Below are 18,050 nucleotides of genomic sequence, written 5' to 3'. Positions count from 1 at the left end.
CGCCACCGCATGAGGCGAATCATGAAGCCACGAACCCAAGTGGTCCTGCTTGCCACACTGATGTCTGCCACGGCCTGGGGCCAGGAGGTGAGCCTCTACGGCACCACCATGGCCCAGATGTGGAAGCAGGAGACGCCGGGCTTTGACAAGGCCACCTTCACCCCGGCCACCCAGTACCTGGGCATCGATGCCACCAAGCTGGGCACCGACAACCTCTCCCTCCATCTCTTCGGCTGGGGCCGGACGGATCTCAGCGACGCCAGCAACTTCGATGGCTCGAAGTCCGGCGGCTACCTGAACTACGGCTACCTCCAGTACCGCTTCGACCAGGCCAATGCCGAGGTCAAGGCCGGCCGCTTCACCGCCAACCAGGCCACGGGCTTCGAGCAGGTGGACGGCGTCAGCGTCCGGACCGACCTGCGGGGCGGCTTCTCCGTGTCGGCCTTCGGCGGCAAGCCCGTCTACTACAAGACGGTGGATCCCCGGAACCAGTCGGACTACGAGTTCCAGGGCGACTTCATCTTCGGGACCCGGTTCGCCTGGCGCATGCCTAAGGTCGGCGAGATCGGCGTGTCCTACCTGCAGGATGGGACGAAGGCGGCCAAGGACCTCGACATCCCGTCGCCCATCGACTACACGCGGAAGCAGCTGGGCGTGGACATCCGGATCACCCCCGCCACCGTCTTCGACCTCCGCGGCCGGACCATCTTCGACGTGGCCAGCCATCCGGACCAGCTTCCGGGCACCCGCGAGCGGTCCCGCATCGCCGAGCATGACTACACCGCCACCGTGAAGCTCGGCGAGCAGGTCACCATGACCGGGAACTACGCGGAACGGAACTTCTACGCCTACTTCGCCGGGACCAACCTCCCCTCCCTCTTCCGCCAGGACGACAACGACATGTTCCGCGGCTTCGGGGGCAGCCTCACCTGGAACGCTCCCACGGGCGTCCAGCTGGTGGCCGACTACCGCCATATGCACCGCGAGACCTTCGGCGACGTGAACCGCGCCGGCGGCGAGTTCCGCTGGTCCACCAGCGAGCGGACCTTCCTCGGCGGCATCGGCGCCCACTGGGTGAACGCCGCCAACACCAAGTTCGTGGATCCCGCCACCCCCTACCGGAGCCTGAGCCACAAGGAGGCCCGCATCTGGGGCATGGTCAACCGGGGCAAGCTCTCCGCCAGCCTGGACGGCATCCTCCAGCGCTACGAGACCGACAACCCCTACCTCGTCGGAATCCGGAACCTGTATGAAGTGGTGGGCTCGCTCGGGTACCAGGCCACCTCGAACGTGAAGGTGTCCGGCGACGTCAGCTACGGCAGCACCGCCGTCGCCAAGCACGAGACCCGCGGTCTGCTGCGGGCCGAGTACCGCTTCGGCTTTGCCAAGAAGGGAGGCCGCTAATGGCCCGGAAGACTCTTTTCCAGATCGCCGCCATCTTCCTGGGGCTCGGCGTCCTGATGGCGTGCAGCCTCATCTCGCCTGAGGCGAGCTTCGCGGCGACCCACCCCCAGGAACTGGGCGCGGGCCGTCCCATCTGCTCCGAGTGCCACAGCAACGACGTGGCCAAGGGCGCTCAGAAGCCCTTCGCCGCCTTCGACCACACGCCCACCTTCGTGAAGGACCACCGCTTCCAGGCGAACCAGGACTCCAACACCTGCGCCGCCTGCCATGCCCAGTCCTTCTGCGCGGACTGCCACGGCGGCAAGGTCCCCATGAAGCCCGCCACCCGCTTCAGCGACCGGCCCGACCGGGAATCGCCGCACCGGGGCGACTTCATGACCCAGCACCGCATCGAAGGAAAGATGGATCCGTCCAGCTGCTACGCCTGCCACGGCCGAGCCAACAACGACAAGTGCGCAGCCTGCCACCGGTAGAGATCCGCATCGCGTCCAAGGGGAACACCATGAGCCGAATGAAACTGATGGTCGGAAGCTGCTTCGCGATGGCCCTCGCGATCCTCGCCTGGGGATGCGCCGGGACCGCCGGGAAGGCCGCTCCGTTCAACGCCACCACGGGGCAGCACCCCGCCAACTGGCTGCAGATCCACTGGTCCGAGTACGTCAAGGCGCCCGACCAGTGCCGGAGCTGCCACGGGTCGACCTCGGACCCGGCCCAGGCTGGCGGCATCTCCAAGGTGAGCTGCTTCAGCTGCCACACCAGCGGCGTGAACCACTACGCCGGCTGGGCGGACCCCAGCCAGCACGGCCGTCTCGGGGCCCAGGGCGTTCCGGCCGTGACCCAGGTGATCGGCGGAACCGTGGTTGGTGGTTCCGGTTTCGCCTACTGCACCAAGTGCCACGGCCCCAACTACACCGACGGCTTGGCCGTGTCCTGCAAGTCCTGCCACACCAAGGCACCGCACCCCGACGCCCCCTGGCGCGGCGCCACGTTCACCTCGCCCAGCCACGTCAACACGAACGGCGGGAACGCCCCCGCGTGCGCCCAGTGCCACGCCAACGGCGCCAACTCCTCGCTCAAGCCCGTGACCCCGGCGCCTGCCGGCACCGCGCCCGGCTGCTTCAACAACACCCTGTGCCACGGCACGAGCTTCCAGTAAGGAGGTGCCTATCCAGCCAAGCCGACAGACACCTTCATCCACCGCCCACCCAACCGCAGTTTGACTCCCCTAAGGAGAATGCAGCATGCAACACCGACCTTTGAAACAGCTCTGCGGCCTGATCGCCACCGCAGCCGTCGCCCTGGTGCTGATCGGCTGTAACGGCAAGACAGGCCCCGCCGGTGCGAACGGCACCAACGGCACCAATGGCACCAACGGTACCAACGGCACCAATGGCACCAACGCCGTCATCACCGTGAACGCCGCCCAGCTCACCCCCGACCAGTGGGGCCAGATGAGCCTCAACGGCACCGTCACCAGCGTGACCATGGGCACCAAGCCCGTCGTCAACTTCACGGTCACCGACAGCAAGGGCACCCCTGTCAGCGGTCTCGGCTTCACCACCAAGACCTCCACCGCCCTGGCTCCCAGCTACGCCAACTTCGCCTTCAGCATCGCGAAGCTGGTGCCCGGCACCAACGGCAGCCCCAGCAAGTGGGTGAACTACATCGTCACCACGATGCCCACCACCACCACCGCCGCGGCTCCCTCCAAGCCCAGCACCGATAACACCGGCACCCTGGTCGACAACGGCGACGGTTCCTACAAGTACACCTTCTACCGTGACATCACCGCGGCCCAGGCCTTCCTGGACGGCTACACCTACGATGCCACCAAGAATCAGATCCGCGCCGACCTCGGCGACGTGAGCTACCAGCCCAGCCTGGTCCACCGCGTCAGCATCCAGATCGGCGGCAACGCCCGCGGCACCAGCACCAACACCCCCGATGGCTCCAACACCGGCATCACCGGCGTGCCCATCCTGAATCCGGCGAACATCACCTACGATTTCGTGCCCGCCACCGGCGCCGTCCCCGCGGCCACGGACGTGCAGCGCAACATTGTGGACATGTCCTCCTGCAACACCTGCCACACCCGCCTCGAAGTCCACGGCGGCAACCGTGTCGATCCCCGCTACTGCGTGGTCTGCCACACCGACCAGCGCAAGTACGGCAACCCCGAAGCCACCACGACGGCCACGGGCTACACCGGCAACACCTATAAGATCAACGGCCTGGGCGTCGCCGACTTCCCGGCCTTCATCCACCGCCTCCACGCGGGTGAGTTCCTGCAGAAGACCGGCTACCTCTACGCCGGGATCCCCTTCAACGAGACCACCTACCCGCAGGACCTGCGCAACTGCAGCAAGTGCCACACCGCTTCCATCGCCGCCACCCCCCAGGGTGATGCGTGGAAGACCAACCCCAGCCGCATGGCCTGTGGCGCCTGCCACGACGGCATCGACTGGGTGGCCGGCACCAACCACGCCGGTGGTCCCCAGACCAGCGACCTGAACTGCAGCAGCTGCCACGGCGCCTCGCAGATGCAGGTCATCCACACCCCGATGGTCGTGCCCAACCCCGGCTATGTCGCCGGCAGCCACACCAACGGCTCCTACATCGCCGACTACAAGAGCATCCTGCCGGCCGGCGCCCACCAGATCACCTACGACCTGAAGAGCGTCACCCTGACCGCCACCGGCCAGCCGGTCCTCACCTTCCGCTTCATGATGGACGGCACCGCGGTCGCCTTCAACGCGGCTCCTGCCGCGGCCGACGCCACCGCCGAGCTGATGACCGGTTACATCGGCAGCCCGAACGCCTACGTGGCCTTCGGCGTGGCCCAGGATGGCATCACCACTCCGGCCGACTGGAACGCGACGCTCAGCGCCACCATCCGGAACGTCTGGAACAAGACCACCACGGCCGCGACCATGGTCGGTCCCGACGCGAACGGCTACTACGCCCTGACCTTCGCGGCGTCGGTCCCCGCGACCGCCACCCAGATCACGGCTGGCATCGGCTACAACTACAGCTACGGCAACCCGCCGCTCACCCAGATCGACCTGCCCGCCTTCCCGTACTCCGGAGGCACCACCGGCACCGGCGGTCTGAGCGTGCCCGCGCCCAACGTGGCCAAGCTCGTCAGCGGCACCCTGCCCAGCGGCTTCACCGCCCAGACGGCCCGCCGCTCCATCGTCAGCAACCAGAAGTGCAATGACTGCCACGCCGTCCTGGGCGTCTTCACCGATAAGACCTACCACGCCGGTGAGCGCAACGACGCCCCCACCTGCACCTTCTGCCACAACGTCAACCGCGTGAACAGCGGCTGGGGCGTGAACATCAAGGATGCGATCCACTCCATCCACGCCGCCGACAAGCGCGTGAACAAGTTCTCGTGGGAAGTCTCCGCTGGCGACACCTACTGGAACGTCACCTACCCGGCCATCCTGAATAACTGCGAAGCCTGCCACGTTCCCGGCTCGTACGACTTCAGCAACAGCACCAACGCGGCCGCCATTCCCAACCTGCTGTGGACCACCGTCGCCACCGGTACGACCCCGACCCCCGTCAACGCCATCGTGACGGGCAACGAGACCGTTCCCGGCGTCTACTGGTCGCCCTTCGCGGCCGCCTACGGTTCCGCCTATGCCTTCGGCAGCGGCTTCTCCTACGCCGCCAGCACCCAGGTGATCACCAACGCGGCGCCCACCACCCTGGTGAACAGCCCGATCACCTCCGCCTGCTCCAACTGCCACGACACCCCGGCTGCCATCGCCCACTTCAAGGGCAACGGCGGTGCGTTCTACGAGGCTCGCGCCACCGCGCTCCTCAAGGTCGAGCAGTGCATGGTCTGCCATGGTTCCGGCCGCACGGCTGACATCAAGGCCGTCCACATGAACTTCAAGTAATGTCTCCCCGCCAGGGCGCGGTTTCGCGCCCTGGCGACCAGCACCTGTGAAGAACGAGGACCCGGACGCCTTCCAGCTCCGGGTCCTTCGTTCTGAACGATCCGGCCGTTCCGGCCGATGGACTATACTGCCGCGCAGGCCGGATCCCGGCCCCGGTCCATGAGGTTCCCATGAAGACTCCCCTCCTGAAGATGGCCCTGGTCGCCCTGGCCCTGCTGGCTCCCGCCACCTCCCTGCGGGCCCAGGAGACCGAGCCGCCGCGAAAGGCCGCATCCAAGAGCGCCAAGGGCGCCACGGAAGCCAAGACCAAAGCCAATGCGGCCAAGGTCAAGGCGCGGGTCAAGGCCAAGGCCGAAGCGGATGCGAAGGCCATCGACATCAACAGCGCCACCAAGGACCAGCTGAAGACCCTTCCGGGCATCACGGATGCCTATGCTGACAAGATCATCGCGGGCCGTCCCTACCTCTCCAAGGCCTTCCTGGTGACGAAGAACATCCTGCCGAACGACCTCTTCCAGACCCTCCGGAAGCGCATCGTGGCCCGGCAGCCCGGGGCGAAACCCCAGATCCGCTAGATCCAGGCACCGCCGCTAACCAAGCCCCCGGGAGCGACCCGGGGGCTTTTTCATGCAGGGACTTTCCGGGCCGGCTCATTGTCACGGGTCGTGTGACAGATGTCACAAGGTTGGTTGACGCCATAAATTACCGGAGGATCGTCATTGATGAAATCCTGATGGAGTTGCTGCTCAGGAGGTGTGTGCTCCCATGCCACAGACCACCGGCCATGCCCTGACCGCCACCCTCCCCCACCCGGAGGATGGCGGTCAGCGCACGCCTGGCTGAGCCCTCCCGGCACCCCGCCCATCCACGCATCCGATTCCCTCAAGGAGGATGAACCATGCAGCACCGGCCCTTGAAACACCTCTGTGGCGCCATCGCGGCCACCACCCTGCTCCTGGCGCTGATCGCCTGTGACGGCAAGACCGGTTCGGCCGGAGCCAACGGAGCCAACGGCACCAATGGCACCAACGGCATCAATGGTACCAACGGCACCAACGCCGTCGTCACCGTGAACGCCGCCCAGCTCACCAGCGACCAGTGGGCCCAGCTGACCCTCAAGGGCACGGTCAACAGCGTCACCATGGGCGGCGCGCCCGTGGTGAACTTCACCCTCACCGACGGCGTGGGCACACCGGTGAGCGGCCTCGCCGCCAAGGCGGCGAACGGGAACTACACCAACTTCGCATTCGCGATCTCCAAGCTGGTGCCGGGGACCAACGGCAGCCCCAGCCGCTGGGTCTGCTACAACGTAGTGACCACTCCGGCCGCGGGCCAGGCGGCCGTGCCCGGTTTCACCGAGCCTGAGAACAACGGGACCCTGAAGGACAACCTGGACGGTACCTACACCTACACGTTCGCCCTGGACCTCACCAAGGCCAAGGGCTACGTGGACGGGGCCGCCTATGACGCCAGCCACCTCAAGTCCGATCTCGACGACCTGACCTACGATCCGACCCTGACCCACCGGATGATGGTGGCCGTGGGCGGGAACCAGCCCGGCACCACCACCCAGGTGCTCGCCTCGGCGAACCTCTACTACGACTTCATCCCCTCCACCGGGAAGCCGGTCGCGGCCACCGATACGGAGCGGGTGATCGTGGACACCGCCTCCTGCAACACCTGCCACACCAAGCTGTCCATGCACGCTGACTTCTTCCCGGCCATCAACGACACCCACCTGTGCGTGGTCTGCCACACGGATCAGCTGAAGTACGCCAGCGGCGACTCTCTGCCGTCCTCCGGCAACGTCCTGCAAGCCAACGGCGTCTATGGCAGCACCCAGAAGCTGCAGGGCATGGCCCTTGCCAACTTCCCTAACATGGTCCACCACATCCACACGGGTGAGCTCCTCTACTACCAGGGCTACAACCAGTTCCTGCCCTACAACGAAGTCACCTACCCGCAGGACCTGCGGAACTGCACGAAGTGCCACACTCAGTCCGCCACCGCCCCCCAGGGCGACAACTGGAGGGCCGTGCCCAGTCGCCTCGCCTGCGGCGGGTGCCATGATTCCATCATCTGGAGCAGCGGCGCCAATCACGCGGGCGGTGCCCAGATCAGCGACAAGGACTGCACCAGCTGCCACGGCGCGTCCCAGATGCAGGTGATCCACACGCCGGTGGTGGCGCCCAATGCCAGCAACGGCTGGCTGGTCTCCGGCGGCAACAACAACACCAACGCGTCCTACGTGGCCGGCTACACGGGCATCCTGCCCAACGGCGCCCACCTCGTGACCTGGGATTTCAAGTCCGTCAGCCTGAATGCCAGCCGGCAGCCGGTCTTCGTCTTCCGGTTCCTGGAGGACGGCCTCCGGAAGGACTTCAAGACCTTCGTGGACCGGGCCACCACCCCTGAATTCTGGGACAACTACGCGGGCGGGCCGAGCGTCTACCTGGCCTTCTCCGTGCCCCAGGACGGCATCGCGACTCCGGCCGACTGGAACGCCACGGTCAGCACCTACGTCAAGAACCTCTGGCGCGGGGACGGCCAGGACCAGTACGGGAACACCCTCTCGGCCACCCAGGCCGGGACCCTCGCCGGACCTGACACCGATGGCTACTACACCCTGACCATGACGGGCGTGGCCATCCCCGCCACGGCCACCAACCTCACGGGCGGCATCGGCTACACCTACGGCCTGAGCTCCACCCAGCCCCTGACCCAGACCGACGTGGCGGGCTACGCCTACACGCCCCTGCAGGTGACCTTCAACACGACCACCAGCAAGTGGGTCCAGGTCCTGGGGACCGGCCAGGGCGGCGTGAGCGTCCCGGCGCCCAACGTCATCAAGCAGGTGAGCGGAAACGCGGCCCGCCGCGCCATCGTCAGCAACCAGAAGTGCAACGACTGCCACGCCACGCTGGGCATCTTCACCGAGAAGGTGTACCACGCGGGCCAGCGCAACGACGCGCCGACCTGCACCTTCTGCCACAACGTGAACCGCGTGAACGCCGGCTGGGGCGTGAACATCAAGGACGCCGTCCATGCCATCCACGCCGCCGACAAGCGGGCCAACAAGTACTCGTGGGAAGTCTCCGCGGGCGACTACTACTGGGAAGTCACCTACCCGGCCATCCTGAACAACTGCGAGGCCTGCCACGTGCCCGGCTCCTACGACTTCAGGAACAGCGCCAGCCAGGCGGCTCTGCCCAACCTGCTGTGGACGACCGTCGCCACCGGCACCATGCCCGCGACGATCAACGTCGTGAAGGGCGATGGCACGGATGTCCTTCCGGGCACCTACTACTCGCCGTTCGTGACGGCCGGCGCCGCCTATGGCGCGGGCTTCGCGACCAACTTCGCCACCGGCAGCGCCACGCCGTATGCCGACGCGGCGCCGACCACCCTGGTGAGCTCGCCGATCACCGCCGCCTGCTCCAACTGCCACGACTCCGCGGCGGAGATCGCCCACTTCCAGGGCAACGGCGGGGCCTTCTATGAACCCCGCGCCACGGCGCTTCTCAAGGTCGAGCAGTGCATGGTCTGTCACGGCGCCGGCCGCACGGCCGACATCAAGGCTGTCCACATGACGTTCAAGTGACGTGAGGGACCAGGGCCTCGGTCCTGGTCCGCCATTTCACCCCCTCCCGGGACCCGGCGCCTTCAGGCTCCGGGTCCCGGTTTTCGGATGGCCCCCTGGAAAAGTGCGCGCTTGAGTCTCAGCGGAAGGTTGGAAAATCTGCCGCCACGGAGGTCCTCTATGCATCTTATTGCTACATAGGAAGAGATCTAGGATTCAGCAGCATCCCAATTGATTTTCCAAACAGGAATCAGGCGGTGACTCGAGTCACAAGGGTGGTTGACTCATTAAATTACCGTTAGATCATCATTGACGAATCCCTGACGGAACATTCCTACCGGGAGGTGTGTGGTGTCCGTGTCACAGGCCAACGCCCGTGCGGGGCACGCCCTTCCCGGGAGGCGTTCTCCAGTGTTCGTGCTCGCAGAAGGCGACGACTGCGTTGATACGACGGAATCCCTTTCCAACCCCCTACCCACAACGCAGCTCGACTCCCTGAAAGGAGCATGAAGCATGCACCAGAGACCTCTGAAACAGCTCTGCGGAGCCCTCGTGACGGCCGCGGCGCTTCTGACGCTCATCGCCTGCGACGGCAAGACCGGTCCCGCCGGCGCGAACGGCCTCAACGGCACGAACGGCACCAACGGCACGAACGGAACCAACGGCACCAATGCCGTTCCGCTTGTCGACATCGCCAAGCTGTCCCCTGATCAGTGGGCCGCCCTCAAGCCGGTGGGCCAGATCACCGGGGTCACCATGGGCGCCGCCCCGGTGGTGAGCTTCAAGCTCACGGACGCCGCCGGCACGCCCATCGTGGGCCTCGGCGCCGCCACCTCGAAGAGCTCCACCGCCGTGGCGGCCAGCTATCCCAACCTGGCCTTCGCCATCGCGAAGCTGGTGCCCGAAGATGCCACCACCAAGGCCCCCAGCAAATGGGTCAGCTACATCGTGACCACCACCCCGACCACGACCGCCGCCGCCGCTCCCACGCGGCCTTCCACCGACAACACCGGCACCCTGGTGGACAACGGCGACGGCACCTACAAGTACACGTTCTACCGCGACATCACCAAGGTCCAGGCGGCCCTGGACGCGGCGACCTACACGGCTCCCAGCCTCAAGGCCGACCTCGGCGACGTGACCTACGCGCCCACCCTCGTCCATCGCATCGCCCTGCAGTTCTCCGGCAACGCTCGCGGCACCGGCAGCAACACGGCCGACGGCGTGACGCTCACCCCGGGCGTCGCCTTGGAGAACCCCATCAACGTGATCTATGACTTCGTGCCCTCCACCGGCGCCGCTGTGGCGGCCGGCACGGACATCCGCGACGTCGTCTCCATCAACCGCTGCAACGAATGCCACGACAAGCTGGCCTTCCATGGCGGCGGCCGCGTGGAAGCCCGCTACTGCGTGGTCTGCCACACGGACCAGCGCAAGTTCGGCCGCGCCGAAGCCACCACCACGGCCACCGGGTACTCCGGCAGCACCTACAAGGTCAACGGCGCCGCCGCTGGCGACTTCCCCACGATGGTGCACCAGATCCACATGGGCAAGGAGCTGACCAAGACCGGCTACAACTACGCGAACGTGCTCTACAACAACATCGGCTACTCCATCCTCGATGGCGGGCAGAAGATGTGCCTGAAGTGCCACTCGAATGTCCCGCAGTCGACCAACTGGAACACCAAGCCCTCCCGCCTCGCCTGCGGATCCTGCCACGACGCCGTGGACTTCGCCACCGGCGCCAACCACATGCCGGGCAGCAACGTCCCCCAGACGGACGACAAGGCCTGCACCATCTGCCATGACTCCGCGGCCATCACGACCTACCACCTGGCCAACAACGTGACGCCCAACAACCCGACGATCCCCGCCGGCCTCAAGAACGTCACCTACGAGATCAAGTCCGCCTCGGCCACCGACACGACCGCGACCGTGGTCTTCAAGGTCAAGGTGGACGGCGCTGACGCGGCCTTCAAGGCCCCCGTCGCCGGCATGGCCGATCCTCTGGACGGTTTCACGGGTTCGCCGAGCTTCCTGCTCGCCTACGCCCAGCCCCAGGATGGCGTGAACACCCCCGCCGACTACAACAACATCGGCAGCGGCTCCTCCAACTTCCAGCCCATCAGCGTCTCCATCGCCAACCTGCTGGATCCCAACTACGCCGCCACCCGCGGGACCCTCTCCGGCCCCGACGCCAGCGGCTACTACACCGCGAACCTGGTGGGCACGAAGACCTTCCCCGCCGGGGCGAAGATGCGGTCCGTGTCCCTGCAGGGCTACTTCACCCAGATCATCTCCACGGGTAACGTCGCCCGCCACGCCATCTCGGTCATCAAGACCGTGAACGGCGACACCGCCCGCCGCACCGTCATCGATTCCGCCAAGTGCGGCAAGTGCCACGAGTGGTTCGAAGGCCACGGCGGCAACCGCGTCTACGAAGTCCAGGTCTGCGTCCAGTGCCACGTTCCCGGCCTGACCACCAGCGGCCGCGGCATCTCGGACACCGCCATCCAGGCTTATGCCTTCACGGCCGCCGACCAGGCCATCCTCACCGCCTGGCAGTTCGACAAGACCCTGCCGAACGCCGCCCTGGCGCTCCCGCAGGTCACCAACAACTTCAAGGACATGATCCACGGCCTGCATGCCGGGAAGGATCGCAACGACTCCATCAAGATCGCCCGCGATCGGACGCCGTCCGCCATCAACCTCATCGACGGGGCGAACATCGGCTTCCCGGGCATCCTGAACGACTGCAAGAGCTGCCATACGCCCACCGGCTACAGCAGCGTGCCCGCCAACGCCCTGGCCTCCCGCCAGGAAGCGGACAACGGCGTGTTCCTCAACACCACCAACCGGACCCCCGCGGACGCCAAGGCCGCGCTGGCGACCATCAACGCGAATGACGTGGTCACCACGCCCTTCACGGCCGCCTGCGTCAGCTGCCATGACAGCGCCATCGCCAAGGCCCACATGAACCAGCAGGGCGGGCAGGTCAGAGTGCTCCGCAGCGCCCTCAATGTCGCCGGCGAATCCTGCGCCATCTGCCATGGCGCCGGGGCCACCTACGACCCCGCCAAGGTGCACTAGCCAGCCACCACAGCCCGGAAGGGGCGGGGTTCCCCGTCCCTTCCGCCACCTCATTCGACCCGGAATCCCCCCAGGATCCGGGTCGAATTCTTCCGAGAGGGGCCGGAAGGGGTCTGTTCTTTTTTACAATCTCCATCCAGATGGTGACGAAGATCACAAGGGTGGTTGACTCGTTAGATTACCGACGGATCCTCATTGATGAGACCTCAAGACAACCCTCTCCATGGAGGTGCGTGTGCTCCCCTTGTCACAGACCACCGGTTACGCGTTGCGCGCCATGCGATGCCTCCAGGAGCCCGGTGGGCAGCCGGTCCTGGTGGAATCCGTGGCGGACTACACCGGCATCCCGAGATCCTACCTCTCGAAGCTGGTCCACAAGCTGGCCAAGAAGGGTCTGGTGACCGCCCGCCGCGGCCACCACGGCGGCGTCGTTCTGGCCAAGCCCTCGGCTGAGATCACGCTGGAGGACCTCTCCGAGGCCATCGACGGCGTGGCTTGGCGCAAGCGCTGCCTGATGGGGCTGGCCGGGTGCACGGAGGAGACGCCCTGCGTGCTCCACGACTACTGGAAGCAGACCCTGCAGGAGATCCTGGTTCGGCTGCGCTCGGTCACCCTGGCGGACATGGCCCGTCATCAGGATCCGGGCGTGGAGCGCTTCCGCGCCGACCATGGCTTCCTGACCACGGTCGACGCGGAGCGGGATCACGCTCACGCCTGAAGACCCGGAGCGGATGTCCGGGGCGGGGGATCAGGCCTTCTTCGCGGTGGCCCTCGCGGCCGCGGGCTTGCGGGCCGGCGCCTTCGCCCCGGCCGGCTTGGCGGCCTTCTTGGGCTTGGGCTTGAGCTTCTTCTCGGGGAGCGCATCCGCCAGGCGCCAGGTGCGGCTCTGCTGCTCGAAGGCGCGGATCTCCTCCAGGGAGATGTCCTTCAGGCAGCGATGGATGTGGTCGCGCTCGGACTTCCAGAAGGTGTGGGCGGGGCAGGCCCGCTCGTCGCTGCATTCCTTGAAGCCCAGCAGGCACTGGTTCCGCCACTCGGAGCCATCCACCGCCTCGGCGATGAGGTCCAGGGTGATCTCCTTGGCGGGCAGGGCCAGCACCACGCCGCCCTTGTTGCCGCGCTTGGCCAGCACCAGGCCCACCTTGGCGAGCTTGTGGATCATCTTGGAGAGGTAGGGCCGGGGGAAGCCCGTGCGGGCCGCCACGTCCACCACCAGCGTCGGCTTGCCACCGGGATCCTCGAGGCAGCTCATGGCCAGGACTGCGTAACCGGAGGACTGGGACAGTGGAAGCATGGTCACCTACGCGGAAATGGAAGATGATTCGATCAAGAATGATAGACGATCTTCAGGTCAATCACATCCAAAGAGTGTGATTTCTTTCACAATGGCCAAGGCCCCCGGTTCTCCGGGGGCCTTGTGGGCAAAAGAAGGCACTAGGCCTTCCAACCATTGAGAATTCGCATGTAGTTCGCGCGGGTAAAGGCCTGGGTGCTGGGGCACTTCTGGAGGCTCATGCTGCCCCGGGCCTGGGCCAGGGACTCGTATTCGTGTTCGTCCAGCCACTCGTCCAGGGCGGCGCGGGACTGGGCCAACCGCTCGGGACCGTGGATGAGCAGGGCGGACACCATCTGCACGGCATCCGCGCCGGCCATGACGGCCTTGAGGGCGCCGATGCCATCGTGGACACCGCCGGTGACCGCGAGGCTGCCCTTCACATGGCTGCGCAGCACGGCCAGCCAGCGAAGCCGCAGCAGCAGCTCCTCGGGGCTGGACAGCTGGAGGTTCGGCTCGGCGGTCAGCTCCTCCACATTGATGTCGGGCTGGAAGAAGCGGTTGAAGAGCACCAGTCCATCGGCGCCCGCGGCCTCCAGCTCGCCGGCGAAGTGGGCCAGGGAGGAGAAGAAGGGCGAGAGCTTCACGGCGACGGGGATCTTCACCTGGGACTTCACGACCCGGATCACGTCGAGGGTGCGCTTTTCCACCGCGGCGGCGGATTCCTTGGGATCCGTGGCCAGGTAGTAGACGTTCAGCTCCAGGGCGTCGGCGCCGGCCTGTTCCATGAGCTTGCTGTAGTGCAGCCAGCCCGCGGAGGTGGTGCCGTTCAGGGAGGCGATGACCGGGACCGAGACCGCCGCTTTGATGCGGTGGATCTGCTCGAGGTACTTCTCGGGCCCCAGACGGAAGTCGTCGGGTTGCGGGAAGTAGGACAGGGCCTCAGCGCTGGAATGCGAGCTGAGCTGCATGTCCATGATGGTGCCCTCTTCCTCGCGGGTGATCTGCTCCTCGAAGAGCGAGTGCATCACGATGGCGGAGGCACCGGCATCTTCGAGGCGCTTGACCATGCCCATGTCGTCGACCATGGGCGAGGCGCCCGCCATCAACGGATGGGCCAGCTTGAGGCCGAGGTAGGTGGTGGAGAGGTTCATGGATTCCCCCTTCAGCTTTCCTTGCCCTTGATGGAGAGCTTCGCGAGCTGTTCATAGACCGAGAAGCGGTTGGTGGTGTCGTGTTGCGCCTGGGCGAGCAGCTTCTTGAAGTGTTCGGGGTTCTGCTGCTCAATCATGCGGTAGCGGGTCTCGTTGCGCACGTACTGGCCGAGCTCGATCTTGGGCGCGCCCGAGTCCATCTGGAGCGGAGTCTCGCCCCTGTCCATGCGGCGGGGGTCGAAGCGGAACAGCGGCCAGTGGCCGGAATCCACGGCCATCTTCTGCTGGTCGGCGCCGTGGGCCAGGTCGTAGCCGTGGGCGATGCAGTGGCTGTAGGCGAGGATGAGGCTGGGTCCGTTGTAGGACTCGGCTTCCTGGAAGGCCTTCACGGTCTGCATGTCGCGGGAGCCGAAAGCCACCTTGGCCACGTAGATGCCGCCGTAGGTCATGGCGATCATGCTCAGGTCCTTCTTGGGCATGGCCTTGCCGGCCATGGCGAACTTGGCGCCGGCGCCCATGGGCGTGGACTTGGAAGCCTGTCCGCCGGTGTTGGAGTAGACCTCGGTGTCGAGCACCAGGACGTTGACGTTGCGGCCGGAGGCGAGGACGTGGTCGAGGCCGCCGTAGCCGATGTCGTAGGCCCAGCCGTCGCCGCCCACGATCCAGACGCTCTTGTTGACCAGGTAGTCGGCCAGGTCGTAGAGCATCTTGGCCTCGGGCTCCTTGAGGCCCGCCAGCTTCTGCTTGAGGGCTTCCACCCGCTCGCGCTGGGCCTTGATGCCGGCTTCGGTGGTCTGGTCGGCGGTGGCGATGCCCGTGATGAGCTCGTCGCCGAGCTTCGCGGCCAGGCGGTGCATCAGCTCCAGGGCGAACTCCTGGTGCTTGTCCACCGAGAGGCGCAGGCCCAGGCCGAACTCCGCGTTGTCCTCGAAGAGGCTGTTGGCCCAGGCGGGGCCGCGGCCGTCCTTGTTGACGGTGTAGGGCGTGGTGGGCAGGTTGCCGCCGTAGATGCTGGAGCAGCCCGTGGCGTTGGCGATGAGGGTGCGGTCGCCGAAGAGCTGGGTGAGGAGCTTGATGTAGGGCGTCTCGCCGCAGCCGGAGCAGGCGCCGCTGAACTCGAAGAGCGGCTCCAGGAACTGGGTGCCCTTCACGTCCAGCTTGACCGTGGTGCGGTCAGCCTCGGGCAGGTCGAGGAAGAACTGGAAGTTCGCCGCCTCGGGCTCGCGGAGCGGGGCCTGGGGCACCATGTCGATGGCCTTGTGCTTGGGGTTGCTCTTGTCCTTCGCGGGGCAGACTTCCACGCAGAGCGTGCAGCCCGTGCAGTCTTCGGGGGCCACCTGGATGGTGTACTTCTGGCCCTTGTACTCGGGGCCCTTGTAGTCGACGGCCTTGAAGGTGGCCGGCGCGCCGTCCAGCTCGGAGGGATCGTAGACCTTGGCGCGGATGGCGGCGTGGGGGCAGGCCATCGCGCACTTGTTGCACTGGATGCAGATGGAGGCGTCCCACTCGGGGATCTCCAGCGCGATGTTGCGCTTCTCCCACTTGGTGGTGCCCACGGGCCAGGTGCCGTCCACGGGGAAGGCGCTGACGGGCAGCAGGTCGCCCTTGCCCTCCATCATCACGGCGGTGACGCGCTTGACGAAGTCCGGGGCCTCGTCGGCCACCATGGGCGGCCGCTTGCGGGTGGCGGTCACCTTGCCGGGCACCGTCACCTGGTGCAGGTGGGCCAGGGTCTCATCCACGGCCACGAAGTTCTTCTGGACGATGGCGTCGCCCTTCTTGCCGTAGGTCTTCTTGATGGCCTTCTTGATCTGCTCGATGGCCTCCTCGCGGGGTAGCACGCCGGAGATGGCGAAGAAGCAGGTCTGCATGATGGTGTTGATGCGCACGCCCATGCCGGTGTTCTTGGCCACTTCGTAGGCGTCGATCACGTAGAGCTTGAGGTTCTTCTCGACGATGGCCGACTGCACTTCCACGGGCAGGGTGTCCCAGACCGTCTCGGCGTTGTTCGGGGTGTTGAGCAGGAAGGTGGCGCCGGGGACGGCGGTCTCGAGCATCTCGTACTTGTCGAGGAAGCTCGTCTGGTGGCAGGCGATGAAGTTGGCCTTGGTCACCAGGTAGGCGCTCTTGATGGGACGGGGCCCGAAGCGCAGGTGGCTGATGGTGATGGCGCCGGACTTCTTGGAGTCGTAGACGAAGTAGCCCTGGCCGAAGTTCGGGGTCTCCTCGGCGATGATCTTGATGGAGTTCTTGTTGGCACCCACCGTGCCGTCGGCGCCCAGGCCGTAGAACAGGGCGCGGGTCACGTCGGCGGGTTCCACGTCGAAGCTGGCGTCGTAGGTCAGCGAGCTGTGGCTGATGTCGTCCATGATGCCGACGGTGAAGTGGTTCTTCGGCGCGTCCTTGGCCAGGTTCTCGTAGATGCCCTGGACCATGGCCGGCGTGAATTCCTTGGAGGACAGGCCGTAGCGGCCGCCCACGACGATGGGATCGAGCTTGGTGTGGCCTTCCTCGCGGCCCTCGCGCAGGGCGGCGATCACGTCCAGGTGCAGGGGATCGGCGGGGGCGCCGGGCTCCTTGCAGCGGTCCAGGACGGCGATCTTCTTCACGGAGGCGGGCAGGGCACGGACGAACTCGGAGATGGCGAAGGGCCTGAAGAGGCGGACCTTCAGCACGCCGACCTTCTCGCCCTGCTTCATGGCCCACTCGACGTACTCGTGGGTGACGTCGCAGCTCGAGCCCATGGTCACGATCACGCGCTCGGCCTCGGGGTGGCCGAAGTAGTCGTAGAGGCGGTACTGGCGGCCGGTGAGGGCGGCGAAGCGGTCCATCTCCTGCTGCACGATGGCCGGGAAGGCCGCGTAGTAGGGCGTGCAGGCCTCGCGGGCCTGGAAGAAGGTGTCGGGGTTCTGGGCGGTGCCCCGGATCATCGGATGATCGGGCGTCAGGGCCATCTTGCGGAAGTCGGCCACCAGCTCGTCGGGCACCATGTGGCGCAGGTCCTCGTCGTTGAGGATCTCGATCTTGGCCACCTCGTGGCTGGTGCGGAAGCCATCGAAGAAGTGGAGGATGGGCACCCGGCTGCGCAGGGTGGCGGCGTGGCAGATGGCGGCGAAGTCGTGGGCCTGCTGGACGCTCTCGGAGCTCAGCATGGCGAAGCCGGTCTGGCGGCAGGCCATCACGTCCGAGTGGTCGCCGAAGATGCTGAGGGCGTGGGCGGCCAGGGTGCGGGCGGTGACGTGCATGCAGAAGGGCGTCAGCTCGCCGGCGATCTTGTACATGTTCGGGATCATCAGGAGCAGGCCCTGGGACGCCGTGAAGGTCGTCGTGAGGCTGCCGGCCTGGAGGGCGCCGTGGACGGCGCCGGCGGCGCCGCCTTCGGACTGCATCTCGATGACCGAGGGGATGGTCTTCCAGACGTTGGTCTTCCCCTGGGAGCTCCACTCGTCCGCCCACTCGCCCATGTTCGAGGAGGGCGTGATGGGATAGATGGCGATGACTTCGCTGAGGCGATGGGCGACCGAGGCGGTGGCCTCGTTCCCATCCAGGGTCTTCATGACTCGCTGGCTCATGGTTTCGCTCCTTCCGGGGTGGTACGCGGGGCGCTTCCGGGGATAGGTTTCAGGACAGGCAATCCAGAA

General features: G+C 66.3%; 11 protein-coding genes. 8 read left to right on the top strand and 3 right to left on the bottom strand.

The window, feature by feature from the left end; translation table 11 throughout:
- The first annotated feature begins 21 nt into the window (after positions 1–21).
- The 8 genes from MLE64_RS10910 to MLE64_RS10875 all read left to right on the top strand — a co-directional run bounded on the left by MLE64_RS10910 (position 22) and on the right by MLE64_RS10875 (position 12,700).
- Positions 22–1,404: a hypothetical protein gene (locus MLE64_RS10910; RefSeq protein WP_243317760.1), complete on the top strand. Its 1,383-nt coding sequence runs from the start codon at positions 22–24 to the stop codon at positions 1,402–1,404.
- Positions 1,404–1,877 carry a hypothetical protein gene (locus MLE64_RS10905; protein WP_243317759.1) on the top strand — a complete coding sequence of 158 codons (474 nt, stop codon included), beginning with the start codon at positions 1,404–1,406 and terminating at the stop codon, positions 1,875–1,877. Before MLE64_RS10910 ends, MLE64_RS10905 begins: the two co-directional genes overlap by 1 nt.
- Positions 1,878–1,906: 29 nt before the next feature.
- Entirely contained in the window at positions 1,907–2,560 is a 654-nt protein-coding gene (locus MLE64_RS10900) for a hypothetical protein (RefSeq protein ID WP_243317758.1), read from the top strand.
- An 85-nt stretch (positions 2,561–2,645) separates the two neighbouring features.
- Positions 2,646–5,312, top strand: coding sequence for an OmcA/MtrC family decaheme c-type cytochrome (locus MLE64_RS10895; protein WP_243317757.1), 2,667 nt, complete (start codon positions 2,646–2,648; stop codon positions 5,310–5,312).
- Positions 5,313–5,482: 170 nt separating this feature from the next.
- A complete protein-coding gene (locus MLE64_RS10890) occupies positions 5,483–5,887 on the top strand; it encodes a ComEA family DNA-binding protein (RefSeq protein ID WP_243317756.1) in 405 nt (134 codons plus the stop codon).
- A gap of 323 nt (positions 5,888–6,210) precedes the next feature.
- Complete coding sequence (locus tag MLE64_RS10885; RefSeq protein ID WP_243317755.1) at positions 6,211–8,913, top strand: OmcA/MtrC family decaheme c-type cytochrome; 2,703 nt, start codon at positions 6,211–6,213, stop codon at positions 8,911–8,913.
- A 492-nt stretch (positions 8,914–9,405) separates the two neighbouring features.
- On the top strand, positions 9,406–11,982 hold the full coding sequence (locus MLE64_RS10880; protein WP_243317754.1) for an OmcA/MtrC family decaheme c-type cytochrome: 2,577 nt from the start codon (positions 9,406–9,408) through the stop codon (positions 11,980–11,982).
- 235 nt (positions 11,983–12,217) lie between these two features.
- On the top strand, positions 12,218–12,700 hold the full coding sequence (locus tag MLE64_RS10875; protein ID WP_243317753.1) for an RrF2 family transcriptional regulator: 483 nt from the start codon (positions 12,218–12,220) through the stop codon (positions 12,698–12,700).
- Between the two features lie 30 nt (positions 12,701–12,730).
- On the opposite strand, the gene MLE64_RS10870 is transcribed toward MLE64_RS10875, so the two are convergent.
- The 3 genes from MLE64_RS10870 to nifJ form a co-directional block, all read right to left on the bottom strand.
- The gene (locus MLE64_RS10870) at positions 12,731–13,276 is read right to left on the bottom strand and encodes an RrF2 family transcriptional regulator (protein ID WP_243317752.1); all 546 of its coding nucleotides are present in this window, start codon (positions 13,274–13,276) and stop codon (positions 12,731–12,733) included.
- Positions 13,277–13,416: 140 nt separating this feature from the next.
- The gene (locus tag MLE64_RS10865) at positions 13,417–14,409 is read right to left on the bottom strand and encodes a dihydroorotate dehydrogenase-like protein (RefSeq protein ID WP_243294650.1); all 993 of its coding nucleotides are present in this window, start codon (positions 14,407–14,409) and stop codon (positions 13,417–13,419) included.
- Positions 14,410–14,420: 11 nt separating this feature from the next.
- Positions 14,421–17,981 (bottom strand): pyruvate:ferredoxin (flavodoxin) oxidoreductase, encoded by a 3,561-nt coding sequence (nifJ, locus tag MLE64_RS10860; protein ID WP_243317751.1) that lies wholly within the window; start codon positions 17,979–17,981, stop codon positions 14,421–14,423.
- Positions 17,982–18,050 lie beyond the last annotated feature (69 nt).

Origin of the sequence: Geothrix paludis, from assembly GCF_022808815.1 — a bacterium.
GTDB classification, from domain to species: domain Bacteria; phylum Acidobacteriota; class Holophagae; order Holophagales; family Holophagaceae; genus Geothrix; species Geothrix paludis.
The sequence above is the reverse complement of the archived record's forward strand: the minus strand, read 5'-3'. Positions and strand labels throughout refer to the sequence as shown.